Raw genomic sequence first — 19,024 nt, 5'->3', positions numbered from 1 at the left:
CAGCTACTCACAGCTCGATCTCATAGCTTTTTTAATTCAAGTATTTAAGCATCGTTGCATTCAGGCATTTTCAAAAATGTAGTTACATTTGCTTTTCAGATTTAAACAGCCATGATAAAAAACTTTTTATTTGTTATCCTTTTTATTTTCTCAGCAACAGTTGCTTCGGCTCAAAATATGTTGGAATGGTCGGCTGAACATTCGCTAACCGTGAAAGATTTTGAAGCACCGGCACCCAACAACGGGCAAATGCAAACCGTTTCCGGAAGTTTTTCGGTTTCGTACGAATTCGGCGGATTAAGCCTGATTGCCACCCGAAACCTGAATCAGTACGTACATGCCAACTTTCAGAAAGATGCGTCGTACATCGACCGTGCCGATGATGCAACCACTGAACGTTTGCTGGCCTATCAGCAACTTATTTTTAATGTTTACGAATTACAGGCGCGCAATCTTCGCAAAAAATTCTTTGATGAAAGAGGGAAACTCCTGACCAAGGGTCCGGGGCCTTTGTACCAGGAAGTAGCAGCAGAGCATTCCCGCTTACTGGGAAAAGTCGAAGGCGAAACATTTCACGGGGCCAGCATGGAAGAAATTAAGCACTGGAACGAATGGGTGCTTCAGGAACTCGAAAAATTAAACGAATTTTGTAAAGACTGTAAACCTTCGAAGAAAAAGAAGAGAAACCAATAAGGGGAAACCGGCCAATGGGATTCAAACAAATATACCGCGAACGAAAACTCAGGCAAGAACTTGCCAAAATACAGCGAGAACCGGTGGTTCACAACATCGACGACATTAAGAAAGTAGGTGTTATCTGGCAACCTTCGCAAAAGGAGGCTGTGAGTTACCTGCGAAATTATTTCAATAAAAACCACATTATTTTTCGTACCTACTGTGTGTTTGATAACCTGAGCAATCCCAACGTAGCCAACAATACCTTAACCGTAAACGACCTAAACTGGTGGGGCATTCCCAAACCCGAAAAAACCAAGGATTTTCTGCAGATGCATTTCGATGTTTTGCTGAATATAGCGCTCGAGCAAAATTTTGTACTCGACTATATCACAGCCATTGCCCATGCCGATTTAAAAGTAGGCTGGTCGCCAAACGAAACCAACTACTTCGACCTAAACATTAACATTGGGGAAAATCAGGATTCGATGTTCCTTGCCAAACAACAAATTTTTTATCTTGCGCAGCTAAATAAAAATACGAGCAAATGAGTCAGCTTTTTACAGGTGCAGGTGTTGCATTGATTACCCCGTTTACAAAGGAAAGCCATGTGGATTACAAATCGCTTGAAAAAGTGGTTGAGAATCAGGTGAAGGGAGGAATGGACTACCTTGTTGCGTTGGGTACCACTGCCGAAACCGCCACGCTAACACAGGAAGAGAAATCGAATGTGGTGGAACTGGTAAAGGAAAAGTCGGCCGGTTTGCCGGTTGTTGTCGGAATGGGCGGAAACGACACCCGCGCCATTATCAACCAAATCGATAATTTTAATTTTGACGGAATCTCGGGGATCCTGGTGGTTACTCCGTTTTACAATAAACCCACACAGGAAGGTATGTACCGTCACTATGTGGAAGTGGCCAAGGCCAGTCCGGTTCCGGTAATTTTGTACAATGTTCCGTCGCGAACAGGTATCAACCTCGAAGCTGAAACCGTTGGACGGATTGTGGAAGCTACAAACAATGTGGTAGCAATAAAAGAAGCTTCGGGCGAACATTCTCAAATGACCAAAATTCTGAAATATACACCGGAGGATTTCACGCTGATTTCGGGCGACGATCTTTTGGCGATTACCATTTCTTCCATCGGAGGAAAAGGTGTGATCTCGGTTATTGCTAATGCTTTGCCAGAAAAAGTAAGCAAGCTGATGCACTTTGCCATGGAAAATAATTATGCCGAAGCCCGGAAAATTCATTTTGAGCTGATCGAAATGTTCCAGCTGATGTTTAAAGAAGGCAACCCGGGTGGAGTGAAAGCTTTGATGAGTCTTCAGGGAACCATTGAAAATGTATTGCGTTTGCCACTGTACCGTGTTACCGACACATTGATCGGGGAAATTAAAGCACGCTACGCCACGCTTTCCTAACAATAAACAGCAACAGGCCATTCCCCAATTTTGAAAAGTACGAGAGCTGCTTTGCACTTTTTAACGTATGCCGTTTTAAGGCTGTCGTAAAAAAAAGTAACTTCGTGACCATTATTGATTTGGATGAAAAATCTTCTCATAGTCATATTGCTTTTTCTAAGCCTTGGTGCTTTTGCGCAGGAAGGCCTGCAGCTTTTAATGCCTGAACAGGATTCAACCGAATTGGAACTGCAACGTAAAATGGAATATTTCAGGCTGACCACCGGATTACCGGCCAGTGATCTGTTTATGAACGACCTGAAACTTCCCGGGTTAAACCTCCAGCAGGAATTTATGAACCGCTATGCTGTAAATCCATCCATTACTGCATTTCCAAGCATTCAGCTGATTCCGGAAACATCCTTTAACTTTGCTTCGCCCTTTTGGGTAAACGGGCAGATTTTAGGAGGTTCGGTTACACAACTAAGCGACAAATTTACCATCGGAGGATTTAGCTACGGTGCCAATTCCGTATTTTCAGCACCGCTTCCCAATGCCAACAAAAGCTATTTCGATTCGTACGGTTCCACCATGTTTATGCAATACAAAGTGTCGAAAAACTTTAAGATCGAAACCAGTGTGAGTGTCGGCCGCCAACAGGGACCACCTCCTCCTCCGGGATTTTAGAAGGATTGAAAGTTTAGAGTTCAGTGTTCAAAGTTCAGAGAAGAAGAACTCGACGTTCTAACCCCTGAAGCTCCAACTTGAGGCTATTTAGAAATCTTACAATTTAGCAATTGCTTATGACTCGAAGCTTATGCCTGCATTCAAGCATTTTAGCTGGAGGGGTGATTTTCGAATATTGATTAACGATTGTTGATTTCGGAAGGCAAGACCACGACTAATTCAGCTTAAAAACGAATATTCAAGCATTATCGCATTCTTGCATTGCCTGAAAGGCTGATTTTTGAATATTGATTAACGATTTTGGATTGCAGATCTTGAAGAAAGTGATCAGTCGCAGTGTTCAGTTTTCAATTTAACAGTTTAACAATTTTTCAATTGCCCGAAGCTAGTTCCAGCGTTTTAGAACTTATGCCAACTGAACTCTGAACACTCAACTCCAAGTTTTCATTATCTTTAAACACTATTCTTAAAAAAACTCTTTCATGCTCACTGTTTACAAAGCTTCCGCGGGATCAGGAAAAACCTTTCAGCTGGTAGTTGAATACCTGAAATTGATATTGGGCAATCCCTACAACTACAAACATATTCTGGCGGTGACGTTTACCAACAAAGCCACCAACGAAATGAAAAGCCGGATCCTGGAACAGCTCCACAAACTAGCTGATAATCAACCGTCGGACTATGTTGCCCCGCTTCAAAAAGAAGGCGATTATTCCGAGCAATTTATCCGTCAGCGGGCCAGGCAGGTACTCAAAAATATTCTGCACGATTACAACCGGTTTACCATCAACACCATCGATTCCTTCACCCAGAAAGTTATAAAATCGTTTAACCGTGAACTGGGAATTTCACCCAATTTCTCGTTGGAACTGGATACCGATATTATTCTGGAAGAGGCTACCGAGCGAATGCTTGCCCGTTTGGGAGAGGACCGCGATTTACTGAAATGGCTGCAGGAATACAGCCGTGAAAAGATTGAAGGCAACTACAGTCAACGGATTGATAAAGACATCAAAGACCTCGGAAAAGAACTTTTCAAGGAGCGTTTTCAGGTTTTCTTTCCAGAAGACGGAGAATCGGTTTACAACCGCCAAACACTGAATGAATTTGGAAAAGAACTGCAACAACTAAAAGGCGGTTTTGAAGGTAGCTTGAAACAAAAGGCGTCTGTACTTTTGCAAGCTATCGGAAATCACGGTTTCAGTGTCGATGATTTCTCGTATAAAAAATCGGGAGTTGCTGGTTATATTGCGGCAGTCGCTGGTGGAGCGATCAAAGAACCAACTGCCAGAGCCGTTTCCGCTTCCGAAGATGTGGAGAAATGGTTCGCAAAAAGTCACAAGCAAGCGGCAGAACTGGGCGCTTTGGTTCAGCAAAATCTTCAACCCGGCCTGGCTGATCTGATTCACTATTTCAACAACCATTTTACCCGTTACAATACAACCATCGCAGTATTAAAACAGCTTCGTACACTGGGCATTTTAACCGACCTGCGAAAGGAAATTGAAGCCCTGCTGCGGGAAAAGGAAATGCTGCAATTGTCGGATTCCAACCTCCTGCTCAGCAAAATAATCGGGGAAAGCGATTCACCTTTTGTTTACGAGAAAATCGGGAATTTCTATCATCATTTTATGCTCGATGAATTCCAGGATACATCGGGTTTGCAATGGCGGAACTTTAAACCACTGGTTGTGAACTCGCTTTCTGAAGGGCACCCGAACCTAGTGGTAGGCGACGTAAAACAATCGATCTACCGCTGGCGAAACAGCGACTGGAACATTTTGGCAGAAGAACTGGACCATGATTTTTCTGAAGCCCAGAAAAAAGAAGAACACCTCGATTTCAACTGGCGAAGTGATAAGAACATCATCGATTTTAACAACGAAATCATCGCCCGCCTGATCGATGTTTTTGAATCGAGGCTTTTCTCGACCATCCCCGATAACGAACACTACCTGAATAAATTCAGAAATATTTATGCTTCGTTTCAGCAAAAACCGGGGAAAAAGGAAGCAGATCCCAAAGGCTACGTCCAACTGAACTTTTTGCCTGGCGACGATTTTTATGAAACGGCCACCAACACACTGGTTGAGCAGGTAAAAATGTTGCAGGACAAGGGAATTAAACCCGAAGAAATTGCCATCCTCGTCCGGAAAAACGGTGAAGGCACCCGCATTGTGGAAACCTTTTTGGAAGCAGCTCAACAGAAAGAAAACGAGGATTACAACCTGACCGTACTCTCAAACGATTCGCTGTTTCTTTTTGCCTCCAAAGCCGTTTTATTCATCATTCACACCATAGAATGGCTGGTTGATCCGCTAAGCGAAATCAACAAAGCTACCCTGCTTCACCTGTGGATGAGTTGGCTAAAGCCTACACAAAAAAGTTTCGAAAGCACCTTGTTCCCTGAACCAACCGAAAAATGGCAGCTTGGAAATGATTATGATGCACTTTTCGAAAGTGAACTAGGCGAGAAACTGGAACAGGTAAAACAAAAGGTACTGCTTTCATCCCTCGATGAAACGGTTACCCGAATCGCCTCCTTATTTGGCCTGTTAAAACTTCAAAACGAGCTTCCCTATATTCAAACGCTGATTGACAAAGCCGGGGAACAAAAAACATCGCTCTCCAACGATTTGTCGAACCTGCTTTTTTGGTGGAACGAAAAAGGTTCAACTACGTCGGTAAGCGTAAATGAAGGAACAGGTTCCATTCGTTTGCTCACGATCCACAGTTCAAAGGGACTGGAATTTAAAGCCGTGCTTCTCCCCTATTTTAAGTGGGAAACCAGCCGAAGCGGTGACATTATCTGGTGCCAGCCAACCAGTGAACCGTTTAATCGATTTCCGTTGCTGCCCATCAAAAGCGGAAAGGAAATGGAAGCCTCGGAATTTGCCCCGGCTCATTTCGAAGAAAAAGTCAGCAGTTACATCGACTCACTCAACCTGATTTACGTGGCAGTTACACGGGCAAAATCGGCACTGTTGGTTAATTGTCCGGAGCCAAAGCTTAATCAGAAAGGTGAATATGCGGGTTCCGATGTCGATCTTCTGCTATTTCTGGCCGTTCAGCAAACAGCATCCAATCCTCTGTTCAGCGAATGTTTTGATGAAGAAGCAGGCCTTTTTGAATTCGGATCCGTTTCGCCAAGCGAAGGGAAAAAAGAGGAATCAAAAAGCATTACCCTCACCAATTACCGCTTTTCTGACCTAGGCGACAGAATTAGCCTAAGATTGTCGGGAGAAGACTTTTTAGTGGCGAGCGATAAGCATCATTCCGAAAAAAACCTTGGAAAACTGGTACACGAGATTCTCTCCGGAATCGACACCGTAAAAGATGTGGAAGCGGCTTGTTTGAAAGCATTGAACGAAGGAAGAATTGACAACGGTGAGATGGCAGAAATTCAAAAAACGATTGATGAAAACCTGCAGCTTCCGGAAGTAAAAAGCTGGTTCGATGGAAGCCTTCAGATTCTGAATGAGCGCGATCTGCTAACCGGGCAAAAGCTGCTTCGTCCCGACCGGATCATGTTTTCGGGCGATACCGCGATTGTGGTAGACTACAAGACCGGCGAAAAAATTCCTAGTAAATACAATAGGCAGATAGATCGTTATGCCAAAACCTTAAAAGAAAGCGGCTTTACAAAAGTTACCGGCTACCTGTGGTACCTGGCTACCAACGAAGTAGAAAAAATTTGTGAGTATTGATTTTTGGATTAGCCCAAAACATTAAAATACTTTTTAGTGTTTTAATTATAATCCAAAAAATTAATCATGGAACGAAAAGACTTTCTTAAAAACTTTGCGGTAGGAGGAAGTATCTTATTGACTTCTCCGATGCTTTTTAATGCCTGTTCGAAAGATGAAGACCTGGGAAATCCCAATGATCCGGGCGGCTCATCCAATACCCTTGATTTGACTGCAGCAGCTTACTCAGCCTTAAATACGGTTGGGGGCTACGCCTACAAAGGAAACATTATGGTTTTCAGAACAGGAGAAAACAGTTACCTGGCCTTGTCAAAAATCTGCACGCACCAAGGTTGCAGTGTAACCTACAGCCATGCCGACGGTAATGTGCCCTGTCCTTGCCACGGGTCAAAATATACCACAGCAGGTGTTGTAATTAACGGGCCGGCCACTGCCAACCTGAAAAAGTATTCGGTTACCAAAAGCGGAAATATCCTGACAATCTCCTGAACAGCCGCTTAGTTGCTTTCAATTACCTGGCCTTCCTCGCGGTAAAGATCCACTTTCCCGTCGAGCAGGACAGCAATGACTGTCACCTGCGGATCGAGTACTTTCTCCGGTACATCAATGTAAACGATTCCCGGAACCGCGCTCCAGTATTGCTTCATTTTCACATCCCAGTTAAGTTTGGTGCCGTTGCCAACCACCCAGATCCGGTTGATTTTGTTTTTTATTCCTTTTAAAATCAGCGGTCCGTTTGGTTTGTGCGGAACATACAGGTACAGAATATCTCCTTTCTGATTCAAGGCTGTTGGCCCGTAAAAATGTTCGTAAGGAATTCCGGCACGTGTTCCGTAAATGGCTTCCGAGTGTTTGTTGGTCCAACGCCCCAGTTCTTTTAGAATATTCACCTGTTCTTCCGGGATGCTTCCATCGGCTTTCGGCCCAATATCCAGCAAAAGATTTCCGCCCTTGTTGATCACGTCTACCAACATGCGAATTACCTGGTTGGGTGTTTTGTAGTTATGATCGTTGTGCTGATAGCCCCAGCTGTCGTTCATGGTCATGCAAAGTTCCCAGTAACGGCTTCGTGGTCGGGTTACCGGAAGTCCCTGCTCGGGTGTTGCATAATCGCCGTATCCCTGAATCCGGCTGTTTAGTATGACGCCTTTGTTCCACTCCCGCAGTTTCTCGCTTAGTTCACGGGCTTTCCATTTTTCAGCCGAAGCTTCCCAATCACCGTCGAACCAGTACAAATCGGGTTTAAAGTTTTTAGATAATTCTTCCAGCTGGCAGAAATTAAAATCTACAAAACGGTTCCAACGTACCGAGTCATTTTCATAACGTTTTTTAACCCTTGTTTTATTGGGATAATCAGGATGCGACCAGTCGAGCAGTGAATAATACAGCCCCACTTTCACGTCATTTTTCTTCAGCTCTTTCACAAAAGGTGCGATCAGATCTTTTTGAGCCGGCGACTTTTTCACGACGCTCAGATCATTGCAATGCGTATCCCAGAGGGCAACGCCGTCGTGGTGTTTGGTAGTGATTACCGAATACTTCGCCCCGCTTTCTGCAATCAGTTTCGCCCAAGCAGCAGGATCGTAATTTTTTGCGTTGAAGCCGCCCAATTGCTTCATATAATCATCGTGCGAAATATAGCCGTTAAAAAACGACCAGCTTTCGTCGATTCCGTTTACGCTGTAAATTCCCCAATGAATGAAAATACCCAACTTGGCATCTTCAAACCATTGCATTCTTTTCTCTTTTGCGGCAGAATCCTCCTGACCAAACCCGTTCAGAACGAGCAGGCAAGCAACCAAAACCCAAACTATTTTTCGCATAGACCTTCAAATAAATTATTATCTATGCAAACTTTGTAAAAAAAATTAAAATCTCAAATATTATTCGAATGAATAATGTTTTTTTATGGCAGAATGAATGTCCCAAACGCATTCCAGTCCCTTGGGAAAGGTCACAAAATCTCCGGCTTTGATCGTCACCGACTCAAATTCTGAGGTAATCGTTGCCTCTCCTTCTACGATATAACAAAGTTCGTTCTGACTGTAATACCAATCGAACTTTTCCTCATCGCGTTCCCAAACGGGCCAGCCAAATACGCCTTCTTGCTCTAATTCGTCCTGAGAATATTGTGTAACATCAATCTTCATACAATAAAATTTACTTTGTGATACCATTCAGAACAGTAAAGAACCTTCTGTTTAATTTAAAATTAAATATAATTTAATCGATATTAATTAGCAATAATGTTGCTCTCCGTTATATTGCCACAAATTTATGACAAGAATTAATTTATAGTATCATGAACAGAACATTTCTTTTTATCATTTTTATCTTGATTTTTTCTGCCTGCCAGCAGGTCTCGGAGAAAGCCAAAACCCAGACATCGGAGAATGACTTTTCCTTTGTTTTTATGACCGACATCCACATCACCGAAAAGCGAAATGCAACGGAAGGACTGCTTCAGGCGATCGATACAATCAACAGTCTGGCGCCTGATTTTGTGCTAACCGGCGGAGATAACATTATGGATGCGCTTGGGCAAACCTACGGACGCAGCGACAGCCTGTATACGTTGTTTACCCAAACCACAAAAAAGTTGAATATGCCCATGTATTCGACCATGGGAAACCACGAAGTTTTTGGGTTGTATGAAAAAAGTGGCGTAGATCCTTCGCACGAAGAATACGGGAAAAAGATGTACGAAGACAGAATTACCCAACGCTATTATTCCTTTGATCACAAGAACTGGCACTTTGTGGTTCTCGATGGTGTTGGTTTCACTGAAGACCGCCGCTACTATGGACATGTGGACGAAGAACAACTGGAATGGCTAAAAAACGACCTGGCGAAAAACGGAAAAGAACGCCCCGTTGCGGTGAGTATTCATATTCCGTTACTGAGCATCGGACAGCAGATCATGAACGATCCGACAGCCCCACTTAGCCAGGGAGCAGTAGTTACAAACGCTCACGATGTTATTAAAATTCTGGAACAATACAACACAAAACTGGTATTGCAGGGGCACTTGCATTTTCTCGAAGACATTTATTACAACGGAATCCATTACATAACAGGAGGTGCAGTTTCGGCCCAATGGTGGCAGGGCCCCCGCTTCGGAATGGAAGAAGGCTTCCTGAAAATCGATGTTTCAGGCGATGATTTCCAATGGAAATACGTTGATTTTGGATGGAATATTGAGTCTTCAAAAAACTAAAAAACCTTCTTTTTAGCTAAAAACAGTAAGCACCAGTCGGCGCGGGCCACCGTAATCGCGAAATTCACAAAAATAAATCCCTTGCCAGGTGCCAAGGTTTAACCGGTGCCGGGTAATGGGCACAGTGATTTCGGCACCGATCACTGCCGATTTCAGATGTGCAGGCATATCGTCGCTGCCTTCGTAAGTGTGAATGTAAACAGGATCGTCTTCGGGAATCATTTTATTCATAAAATTCTCGAAGTCGGTTCTTACTGTTGGATCGGCATTTTCGTTCAGCGTGATGCCAGCGGAGGTATGTTTCACCAGAATATGCAGTAACCCAGCTTCCGGTAGTTCGGGCAACTTTTCTTCAATCAGCCTCGTGACCAGGTGATAACCTCTTCTGAATGCTGGCAAAGTAATTTCTTTTTGTTGGATCATAATTATCAACCTTTGAAAGCAAAAATACAAACTATTTAAAATGTGTTCGCTGCTTTCATTTTTGAACGAGTCATGATTTCCTTTATTTACCTGTAAAAATGGCTCGTTTACCGTTTAATTTTGTCGCCTGAATATTCATTTGCGTACTTTCAGTTCGAATTTTAAATCAGAAGAAAAATGATCGCAACCATTGTAATTATAAGCATGCTGATAAGCGTTGCCTTTAACAAGCTGAGAAACAAGGAAACAGTAAAACCCGGTTTTGTAAAAGTCCGGTGTCAGAATAGTAAACCATTTAACAACTAACTTTAACCACAACTACTTATGAAAATTTTAGGAAACTTAATCTGGCTGTTATTCGGAGGTTTTGCCATTTTCCTGGAGTACATTCTCGCAGGTCTGGCACTGTGTATAACCATTGTTGGAATTCCATTTGGAATTCAATCGTTCAAGCTGGGAGTATTGGCACTGTGGCCGTTCGGGCAGAAAATCGAATACATGGATTATGCCCCGGGCTGTCTTTCCACCATTATGAACATTCTCTGGTTTTTTATCGGTGGTATTTGGATCATGCTTACTCACCTGTTTTTTGGATTGCTGCTCGGAATCACCATCATTGGCATTCCGTGGGCACGCCAACACTTTAAAATGGCCTCACTGGCACTCACTCCATTTGGAAGAAAGCTGGTTTGAGATATTGAGGGACTGAAAAACTGATGGCTTGAAGGATTGAAGGACAGAATTAAGCTGGGAGTTTCATTCTGCAAACAATTGTAAAACTGTGAAATTGTATAACGATAATGTTTTTCATGGTTAGTCAGATATCGAAAACTGCGACTTGGTTTTATCCAAATCACGCTGCAAACGACGCCACTCAACGCTGGGCACTGAACTCTGAACTCTGAACTTTAAACTCACCTGATCACGGTTCCTTTGGCGCCCCACCAGTAAAAGGCTTCCATGCTGAGGCGGCCTGTTTTTACTGCCGGGTCTTCTGCTTCCAGTTTCAGTGCTTCATCCACTGTAGCCACGTCAAAAATCAGCAAGCCGCGATGATCTCCACCTTCCTCAAAAGGACCGGCAACAATTAGTTTTCCCATTTTGGAAAGCTTATTCAAATGCGCCAGATGCTGCTCCTGAATTTTAGCGGCCTCGGTAGAATCCTGAGTTCGCGTTTCGCCCTTGTTCAGCAACATGAAAACATAGCGCTTCATTACATAGGTTGTGTCTCCTTCGGTGTAAGAAAATTCACGTTGATCCTGTGCGTGCGACACAATGGTAAAACCAATTAGCAGTATCACTAAAAGCAGCTTCTTCATAATCAGTTGGTTTATTGTTGGTTTATTTCTTTAGCTGGTCTTTAAATACCTTTCTGAATTTATCGAGCTTTGGAGCGATAATAAATTGACAATACCCCTGCGATTTATTTCGGGCGTAGTAATTCAGGTGATAATCTTCGGCCACATAAAAAATATCGTAAGCCTCAATTTCTGTTACGATTGGCTGCTCGTACACTTTCTCCTCCTCCAGCAAGCGAATCACTTTTTCTGCCGTTTCCTTTTGCTGTGGGTTATGATAAAAAATCACCGACCGGTACTGGGTTCCCACGTCGTTTCCCTGCCGGTTCAGGGTAGTTGGATCGTGCGTCGCAAAAAACACTTCAAGCAGCTGACTGTAACTTACAACCGCCGGATCAAACGTTATCTGAACCGCTTCAGCGTGACCGGTAGTTCCAGAGCAAACTTCCTTGTATCCCGGATTTTTGACATGCCCGCCACTGTAGCCGGGTTTTACATCCACCACTCCTTTTAATTCGAGGTAAACCGCTTCTGTACACCAGAAACAACCACCTCCAAGTGTTGCTTTCTCCAGTTCTTTTGCCATAGCTGTTGTTGATACGATCAAAAATATAATTACAATAAATTTTCTCATGACTTCAGATTTTCTTCTATCAAAACCTTGCTGCGCTTTTTGAGAAGTTCCCATTTATCAGAAATAACAAAACACAAATGAAGTATGTTTTATCAGTACAGGAATTTCAAACAAAAAGGAAAAAGAAAATCACGGTTAGATTTGGTGCGTTTGGTATACGATGTAACCATAAACGGCAAAGCGTAAAAGACGAAACAAGGCGTATTTCAGAAACCGTTTAGAAGGATAACCGGCCGAACCCACCAGTAAACTTACACCCGACCACGGCAGCGGGGTAAGCGCCGCTACAATGATCAGAAAAATGCCGTATTTCTTTACCTGGTTGGCTGAATCCTTAAGCAACCGTCGCTTCAGATTCTTGAAAGTTTCGTTCTTGTAAAAAAAACGACCGATCAAAAAATTGATATAGCCCATCAAATAAGAAATGCCTGCAAACAAAGACAGGTTGAAGAGATAATGCCATGTATCGCCTTTGTTGATGGCCCAAATCATAAATAATTCAGGAGGAATGAGCCCAAAAAAGAACTCGGAAAAACAGTATATCAGGTAGATGATCATCGGGCGGGCATAAAAACGCTCCACCCATGCATCGGGGTTGTGCGTGATCACCACTTCCCGAAACAGAAAATAAGCCGCCAAAAGCACTGTCAGCCATAAAAAGCCTTTGAGCCCGTTGCGTACAAGAAATTGCATTCTTGGACTAAGTTTCATCTGTTTTCTGTTTTGTTGGCCGAAAGTACAACTATTTTACTGATATACGGGTACGAATCATCCACTTAAACCGGGTCAAATCAAGATTCCTTCCCCTTTCTGCAAGAATTAGTTCACCTTTCGCGGTTTTAGTTCTTCGAAGAAAATATCGTTGTTGGGAACATCGAAATCCATCCCCGTTATCTTCAGGTTATTATCCATGTTAAACTTAAGCGTTCCGAAATTAAACCAGGCATGCATAATGTCCCAGTTAAGTTTCCACACATCGTAATGCCAGTGTTCCAAAGTAGCCGACAGCTCGGGCGAACGTTCAAAATAAACCCTCAGTTTCCCGTTTTCCAGCTTCACTTCAATGCTGCCATAAATATCAGCTTTGTAAGTTCCGGTGTATTTTTTAAGTTCCAGCGAAGGGTGTGTTCCTTCCACACGGCTTGCTAAACGATCTTCAACCCGCGTGTCTTTTTTGCTACGCTCTTCCTTTCTTTTTAGCAGATCGTCCGACCAGTCCTTAGTTTCCTCTCCTAAAAAGGCATTCAACGCATAATATGTAACCGCCATCATCGGAGGATTCATTCCGTTGGAAAGCACGACCACGCCCAGTTTCTCATCCGGAATCATGGTCACGGCCGAGATCATTCCGTCGTAACCACCGGTATGGCCCACACGCAAACGTCCGTAATAATCAGACAAGCCCCAGCCTAAACCGTACCCACTAAAATGCATGTTGAAATCGTTTACTTTGTCGCGTTTAACAGTGTAACTATTCAGCAGTTCCCACAATTCGTTTTTAGCTTTGTTTTCCGAACTCATCATAAAAACCATCCACTTTGCCATGTCGTTTACCGAAGAAATCAGGCCTCCCAAAGCGCCAACTTCTTCCCAGTCGGTATACGGAATCGGAACATTCTTCCCGTCTTCAAAAGCATGCGGAGTCGTATAATTCCCAACTACATCGAGTTTTGGTAATGAATAAATCGTTCGATCCATTTTCAGCGGATCAAGGATGCGTTCCTGGACATTCTGCCCCCAGGTTTTCCCTGTGATCTTTTTGATCAGTTCACCCGCGGTAATGTACATTAGGTTCGAGTAGCCAAACCCGTCGCGAAATGCAAACTGCGGTTCTAGGTATTTCATCCGCCGAATGATCTCTTCTGAAGTCAGATCTGATTTATACCACATTACATCGCCGCTAAACGTGCCCAGTCCCACCCGGTGACACAACAAATCCTTAACGGTAACCTGGGCGCTTACCCACGGATCGTACAAATCGAAATACGGCAGGCATTTTTTTACTTTATCATCCCAGCTCAACTTTCCTTCTTCCACCAGTTGCGCAATAACATAACTGGTAAATGCCTTTGAATTGGAGGCAATGGCATACAAACTGTTCCCATCGGTGCGGGCATCTTCGCCAGCTTCCATTACTCCGTATCCTTTGCTGAAAACAGTTTGTCCATCTTTCACAATGGCCACACTCATACCGGGAGTGTCCCAATCTGTCAGCGCTTTTTCAAAATACTGATCGAGTTTTGCCAGGTCAACTTCCTGCGCACGAAGCACCACGGAAAAGAACAGCAACAGAAGAAACAAGCTTTTTTTTATCATAACCAACGATTTATTAGACAGGTAACAAAATGCACAAAAATGCAATTTACTATCAACCCCATTGGGATTTGATTTCGCTCAAATGTATTCAATATGTTAATCAGTACATAATTCTATGCTAATTTTCTGAAGGCGAAAAAAGGGAACCTGTACAGATTCCCTTTCCTATTTTTTGATTGTCTTTTTACAAAGAATCGCCAAAGTCGGTTCTGAATTTAGCTACCAGTTTTTCGGTCCAGTCGCCAACGGGTTCCAGCCGTCCCATAAAGAAACGCAGCATTGGAGGTTCTTCCACCCATTGCAATCCACCAATCAATTCCCGGTTATCGTACAACCATTTTACCCGGTCGATTACGTACATGGTTTGCGAAAGCGTAAACACCCTCCGCGGGAATGCCAGACGCAGCAACTCAACATCAGCTAAAATATCGTTTCCTTTTTCGTCGCGAACGCTGGAAATAGTTCCGCGTTCCATCCCCCGAATACCGGAAACAATGTACAAAGCAGCCGCCAATGCACCTGCCGGATACTGCTCCTGTGGCACATGTTTTAGAAAGCCCATTGCATCGATGTGGCAACCGAGAGCACCCGCAGGTGTAATCACCGGAACTCCTGCTTTGTCAAGGTTGTCCACCGCATATTTAATAAACGAAGGCGATTGACAAATCACAGTATCGTCGCAGGTTTCGCGCAAACCAACTGCCATGGCTTCGATTTCGCGCACCGACATACCGCCGTAGGTAAGAAACCCTTCGTACAAAACGAGCAAATCACGCATTTTCAGGTAAAGCTCTTTTTTGTTGGTCAGAATACCACCACCACGTGTAGAACTCACCTTGCGACTGGAGAAATAAACCAAATCGGCATAACCGCACATCTCCAGCAGAATATCTTTGATCTCCGCATTTTTAAATTCTTCCTCACGCTGCTTGATAAACCAGGCATTTTCACCAATTAAACTGGCATCCAGCACCATCATAGTATCGTTTTTATCACAAACCGCGCGAACATCCCGCATATTTTGCATCGAAAAAGGCTGGCCACCAATCAGGTTGGTCGACGCTTCCATGCGCACAAATGCTACCTTTTCCTTGCCGTATTCTTCAAATACAGCATTCAATTTATCTATATCGATATTTCCTTTAAACTTTTTCGAACTTTTGATATCCAATGCGTCATCGGCATAAATTTCCAGCACTTTACCGCCGTTAAGTTCCATGTGTTCTTTGGTGGTTGTAAAGTGATAGTTCATCGGTATTACTTCGCCCTGGCTGATAAAAGCCTGCGACACTATATTTTCAGCAGCACGCCCCTGGTGAACAGGCAAAACATAGTGTTTACCAAAAACTTCCCTGGCTGCCTCTTCCATCCGGTAAAAACTTTGAGATCCGGCATAGGCGTCATCGGCCTGCAGCATCGATGAAATCTGGTTATCGCTCATTGCGTTTGTTCCGGAATCGGTCAGCATATCCAGAAAAACATCCTTCGTATTCAACAGGAATGTATTAAAGCCTGCGCCTTCCATGGCAGCTTTTCTTTCTTCAATCGGTCGTAAGAATAATTTTTGTACAATACGTACTTTGTGTTGTTCCACTGGAATCTGTTCGCCACTATAAAATTTAATGGCATTGCTCTGGTTCGTCATTTTTTAATGGTTTTTAATTTCGAAATAACAATTTTCTAAAGATAAAATCTTCAAATTGATATTTGAGCTTTTCGCAAAAGATGCCCATTGTTTTGATGATATTTATAATCGTTCAAAACAAATTCGCGATTAAAAACCAGTGATGTTCCGTTAGAACACGGCAAAGAGATTGTATCAAAAGTTAATCATACATTTTGATACTTAAAGATTGAAAGAAACGGGTAGAAACAGAACGCAGATGACACCGATCCTAAAAGATATTCGCGGATATCTTAAACATAAACCAGTTCCAGGATTTTCTCGAGCCACCGGGCATCCACTTCGGAGAAAGAACTTTTGTCTTTGCTGTCGATGTCCAATACTCCGATGATCTCACCGGCCTTGTTTTTGAAAGGAACCACAATTTCAGAGTTCGAGCGAGAGTCGCAGGCAATATGCCCCGGGAAAGCATGTACATCTTCCACTACCAGCGTTTTCTGTTGATTAAAAGCCGCCCAGCAAACACCTTTGTCTTTTTCCAGAATCTGACAGGCCACCGGTCCCTGGTACATGTTTACCGTCATCTTCCCGTCATCGATCAGGTAAAAACCCGTCCAGAAATAATAGTCCATTTTATGGTGCAGAACGGCAATAATGGTAGCCATTCGCGCCTGTGTATTTTCACTTTTCCGCACCAATTCATTCAACTGCGTATAAATTCGTTCGTAACGTCCTTCTTTCTTTTTGTCTTCCATAATTGTAACATGAATCAGAGCACGAAATAACAAAAATCAATCGTGAATTAACTAGATACCACTGTATTTTCATTCACTTATTTCATTCTCCGTTTCCAGATTTCCGGATTTCGACTGTGATGAAAGAATGAATAAATCTCCACATGACTTTCAGCAATCGAGAAAACAACTGAAAATGGGAACCTCTTTAAAACAGCCACTCTTACATCAGACCTGATTTTACGAAAACGGTGAGGATTGGAGATAATTTGCTTAAGTTTCGCCTCAACTTCTCCTATAAATTCATCTCCCAAATTTTCCTTTTGAAAATTGTACCATTTCCGGGCATCCATTAACTCTGATTCCGCAAAGGGATGAATTTTAAGAACATACAATTTCATTGAGAGTCCAGACTCTTTTTTATATCCTCCCAACTACGCCACTCGTCCGGATGATTCTTCATGTATTCTTTCCGGGCATCCACCTCTTGCAAAATATCGGCTTCGATATCTGTTTCATCTTCAATAACCGTCAGAAACGAATAATCTTTGGCCAACTCTTTCATCATATTGATAATACTTTGTGCTTTGGCAGAAGAACCTGTTATTTTTACAGTAAAACTCATATCCTCCAATCGTAAGTTATCTCAAAGATACTGAATTTGAATCATAGTGAATTCTGCATAGCTCAATAGAATTTTATATTTTTGCGCCCAAATTCAAAGAATCATGGCACAGAAACCTTCGATACCAAAAGGTACCCGCGACTTTTCACCCGTTGAAATGGTGAGAAGAAACTATATTTTCGATACCATCAAAGATGTTTTTCGTTTGTACGGATTTCAGCCGATTGAAACACCGGCCATGGAAAACCTGTCGACACTGATGGGGAAATACGGGGAAGAAGGCGACAAGCTGCTTTTTAAGATTCTCAACTCAGGTGATTTTATTTCGAAAGCACCACAGGATGTGATCGACGAAAAAAATTCAAACAAACTTACCACGCATATTTCAGAGAAGGGATTGCGCTACGACCTCACCGTGCCCTTTGCGCGCTACGTAGTGCAATACCGTAACGACATTGTTTTTCCGTTTAAGCGCTACCAAATCCAACCGGTTTGGCGTGCAGACCGCCCGCAAAAAGGTCGTTACCGCGAATTTTACCAGTGCGATGTAGACGTGATTGGCAGCGACAGTTTGCTCAACGAACTGGAACTAGTGCAGATCATCGACGATGTTTTTCAACGCCTGCAAATTAATACGGTCGTAAAAATCAACAACCGGAAAATACTGGCCGGAATTGCCGAAGCCATTGGCGAAGCAGATCGTATCGTTGATATTACCGTTGCTATCGACAAGCTGGATAAAATAGGCTTGGAAAAAGTAAATGCAGAAATGCTCGAAAAAGGCATTTCGGATACAGCGGTTGAAAAACTGCAGCCCATTTTAAAACTCGAAGGCAGCACCGCCGAAAAACTGGAGCAGATTGCTGCCGTTATCGGGCATACAGAAGTTGGAGCAAAAGGTATTTCCGAAATGCAGACACTTTTTGCCTACCTCGCAAACTTTGACCTGAAAACCGAAGTGGAACTTGATCTGACACTGGCCCGTGGATTGAACTATTACACCGGCGCTATTTTCGAAGTAAAATCGAAAGACGTGCAGATCGGGAGCATTTGTGGCGGTGGCCGCTACGACGACCTGACCGGCATTTTTGGAATGCCCGATGTTTCGGGAGTGGGTGTTTCTTTTGGTGCAGAACGTATTTACGACGTACTCACCCAACTGGGTCTTTTCCCGCACGACTCGCTGGAAACAACCAAGGCTCTGTTCATCAACTTTGGAGAAAAAGAGGAAGCCTATTGTTTACCGGTGCTGGCACAACTCAGAAAAAATAACGTAAATGCCGAGATTTTTCCGGAAAGTGCCAAAATGAAAAAGCAGATGAATTATGCCAACCGGAAAGAGATACCGTTTGTAATTCTGGCCGGCGAAGAAGAAATAGCCGCAAAAAAATTCACGCTAAAGAATATGGAAACCGGCGAACAACAGCTGGTAAGCGCAGAAGAACTGATAAAAGTCCTGTCTTAATAAGTCCAATTATAAGATATTGCCGAAATAAAATCATTTCTATGAATATTCCGGTACCTGATCGGCTTGTAAAAACCCTTGGCGGAGACGTTCGTTTTCCCTGATATCTTTACTGACGAATACTCCCCTGTTTTGCAATGTAATTTGCAGCACATTGCTATCACCTTATTTTTGATAAAGTAATTACTTTTTCACTTTCACCGTTAAACAATTT

The 19,024-nt window shown here is 43.1% G+C and carries 21 protein-coding genes; 10 read left to right on the top strand and 11 right to left on the bottom strand.

The features are described 5' to 3' along the window. Window positions 1–111 precede the first annotated feature (111 nt). The 6 genes from INQ51_RS11410 to INQ51_RS11385 all read left to right on the top strand — a co-directional run bounded on the left by INQ51_RS11410 (window position 112) and on the right by INQ51_RS11385 (window position 6,963). Window positions 112–693: a hypothetical protein gene (locus tag INQ51_RS11410; RefSeq protein WP_233378100.1), complete on the top strand. Its 582-nt coding sequence runs from the start codon at window positions 112–114 to the stop codon at window positions 691–693. Window positions 694–707: 14 nt separating this feature from the next. After that, window positions 708–1,226, top strand: a complete 519-nt coding sequence (locus INQ51_RS11405) for a DUF6913 domain-containing protein (protein WP_233378099.1) — start codon at window positions 708–710, stop codon at window positions 1,224–1,226. Next, window positions 1,223–2,101 (top strand): 4-hydroxy-tetrahydrodipicolinate synthase, encoded by an 879-nt coding sequence (dapA, locus tag INQ51_RS11400; protein ID WP_233378098.1) that lies wholly within the window; start codon window positions 1,223–1,225, stop codon window positions 2,099–2,101. Before INQ51_RS11405 ends, dapA begins: the two co-directional genes overlap by 4 nt. Window positions 2,102–2,224: 123 nt before the next feature. Then, window positions 2,225–2,767 carry a hypothetical protein gene (locus INQ51_RS11395; RefSeq protein ID WP_233378097.1) on the top strand — a complete coding sequence of 181 codons (543 nt, stop codon included), beginning with the start codon at window positions 2,225–2,227 and terminating at the stop codon, window positions 2,765–2,767. 482 nt (window positions 2,768–3,249) lie between these two features. Then, window positions 3,250–6,474 carry a UvrD-helicase domain-containing protein gene (locus tag INQ51_RS11390; protein ID WP_233378096.1) on the top strand — a complete coding sequence of 1,075 codons (3,225 nt, stop codon included), beginning with the start codon at window positions 3,250–3,252 and terminating at the stop codon, window positions 6,472–6,474. A gap of 66 nt (window positions 6,475–6,540) precedes the next feature. Further along, on the top strand, window positions 6,541–6,963 hold the full coding sequence (locus tag INQ51_RS11385) for a ubiquinol-cytochrome c reductase iron-sulfur subunit (RefSeq protein WP_233378095.1): 423 nt from the start codon (window positions 6,541–6,543) through the stop codon (window positions 6,961–6,963). 8 nt (window positions 6,964–6,971) lie between these two features. Here INQ51_RS11385 and INQ51_RS11380 read toward each other — a convergent pair whose 3' ends face one another. Continuing rightward, entirely contained in the window at window positions 6,972–8,297 is a 1,326-nt protein-coding gene (locus INQ51_RS11380; RefSeq protein WP_233378094.1) for an alpha-L-fucosidase, read from the bottom strand. 60 nt (window positions 8,298–8,357) lie between these two features. Beyond that, complete coding sequence (locus INQ51_RS11375) at window positions 8,358–8,624, bottom strand: cupin domain-containing protein (RefSeq protein WP_233378093.1); 267 nt, start codon at window positions 8,622–8,624, stop codon at window positions 8,358–8,360. A gap of 152 nt (window positions 8,625–8,776) precedes the next feature. Between INQ51_RS11375 and INQ51_RS11370 the strand changes: the two genes are divergently transcribed. Next, complete coding sequence (locus INQ51_RS11370; protein WP_233378092.1) at window positions 8,777–9,691, top strand: metallophosphoesterase family protein; 915 nt, start codon at window positions 8,777–8,779, stop codon at window positions 9,689–9,691. 12 nt (window positions 9,692–9,703) lie between these two features. On the opposite strand, the gene INQ51_RS11365 is transcribed toward INQ51_RS11370, so the two are convergent. Continuing rightward, window positions 9,704–10,114, bottom strand: coding sequence for a secondary thiamine-phosphate synthase enzyme YjbQ (locus INQ51_RS11365; RefSeq protein WP_233378091.1), 411 nt, complete (start codon window positions 10,112–10,114; stop codon window positions 9,704–9,706). A gap of 177 nt (window positions 10,115–10,291) precedes the next feature. Between INQ51_RS11365 and INQ51_RS22525 the strand changes: the two genes are divergently transcribed. Together INQ51_RS22525 and INQ51_RS11360 are read left to right on the top strand one after the other, a co-directional pair. Then, window positions 10,292–10,420, top strand: a complete 129-nt coding sequence (locus INQ51_RS22525; RefSeq protein ID WP_262909910.1) for a hypothetical protein — start codon at window positions 10,292–10,294, stop codon at window positions 10,418–10,420. An 18-nt stretch (window positions 10,421–10,438) separates the two neighbouring features. Continuing rightward, window positions 10,439–10,807 (top strand): YccF domain-containing protein, encoded by a 369-nt coding sequence (locus tag INQ51_RS11360; protein ID WP_233378090.1) that lies wholly within the window; start codon window positions 10,439–10,441, stop codon window positions 10,805–10,807. Between the two features lie 221 nt (window positions 10,808–11,028). On the opposite strand, the gene INQ51_RS11355 is transcribed toward INQ51_RS11360, so the two are convergent. The 8 genes from INQ51_RS11355 to INQ51_RS11325 form a co-directional block, all read right to left on the bottom strand. After that, window positions 11,029–11,433, bottom strand: a complete 405-nt coding sequence (locus INQ51_RS11355) for a YciI family protein (protein ID WP_233378089.1) — start codon at window positions 11,431–11,433, stop codon at window positions 11,029–11,031. Between the two features lie 22 nt (window positions 11,434–11,455). Further along, complete coding sequence (gene msrA / locus INQ51_RS11350) at window positions 11,456–12,046, bottom strand: peptide-methionine (S)-S-oxide reductase MsrA (RefSeq protein WP_233378088.1); 591 nt, start codon at window positions 12,044–12,046, stop codon at window positions 11,456–11,458. A 135-nt stretch (window positions 12,047–12,181) separates the two neighbouring features. Continuing rightward, on the bottom strand, window positions 12,182–12,739 hold the full coding sequence (locus INQ51_RS11345) for a hypothetical protein (RefSeq protein ID WP_233378087.1): 558 nt from the start codon (window positions 12,737–12,739) through the stop codon (window positions 12,182–12,184). 126 nt (window positions 12,740–12,865) lie between these two features. Next, entirely contained in the window at window positions 12,866–14,362 is a 1,497-nt protein-coding gene (locus tag INQ51_RS11340) for a serine hydrolase (RefSeq protein ID WP_233378086.1), read from the bottom strand. Window positions 14,363–14,546: 184 nt separating this feature from the next. Further along, window positions 14,547–16,007, bottom strand: a complete 1,461-nt coding sequence (locus tag INQ51_RS11335) for a tryptophanase (protein ID WP_233378085.1) — start codon at window positions 16,005–16,007, stop codon at window positions 14,547–14,549. A 272-nt stretch (window positions 16,008–16,279) separates the two neighbouring features. Further along, on the bottom strand, window positions 16,280–16,741 hold the full coding sequence (locus INQ51_RS11330; protein ID WP_233378084.1) for a GAF domain-containing protein: 462 nt from the start codon (window positions 16,739–16,741) through the stop codon (window positions 16,280–16,282). 77 nt (window positions 16,742–16,818) lie between these two features. Then, window positions 16,819–17,121 carry a type II toxin-antitoxin system RelE/ParE family toxin gene (locus INQ51_RS22740; RefSeq protein ID WP_410796284.1) on the bottom strand — a complete coding sequence of 101 codons (303 nt, stop codon included), beginning with the start codon at window positions 17,119–17,121 and terminating at the stop codon, window positions 16,819–16,821. Further along, a complete protein-coding gene (locus INQ51_RS11325; RefSeq protein WP_119440020.1) occupies window positions 17,118–17,345 on the bottom strand; it encodes a hypothetical protein in 228 nt (75 codons plus the stop codon). Before INQ51_RS11325 ends, INQ51_RS22740 begins: the two co-directional genes overlap by 4 nt. 103 nt (window positions 17,346–17,448) lie before the next feature. On the opposite strand from INQ51_RS11325, the gene hisS reads away from it, so the two are divergent. Further along, window positions 17,449–18,810 carry a histidine--tRNA ligase gene (gene hisS / locus INQ51_RS11320; protein WP_233378083.1) on the top strand — a complete coding sequence of 454 codons (1,362 nt, stop codon included), beginning with the start codon at window positions 17,449–17,451 and terminating at the stop codon, window positions 18,808–18,810. Window positions 18,811–19,024 lie beyond the last annotated feature (214 nt).

This window comes from Maribellus sp. CM-23 (assembly GCF_021354595.1).
Taxonomy (GTDB): Bacteria; Bacteroidota; Bacteroidia; order Bacteroidales; family Prolixibacteraceae; genus Draconibacterium.
This window is presented reverse-complemented; position numbering and strand designations above follow the sequence as displayed.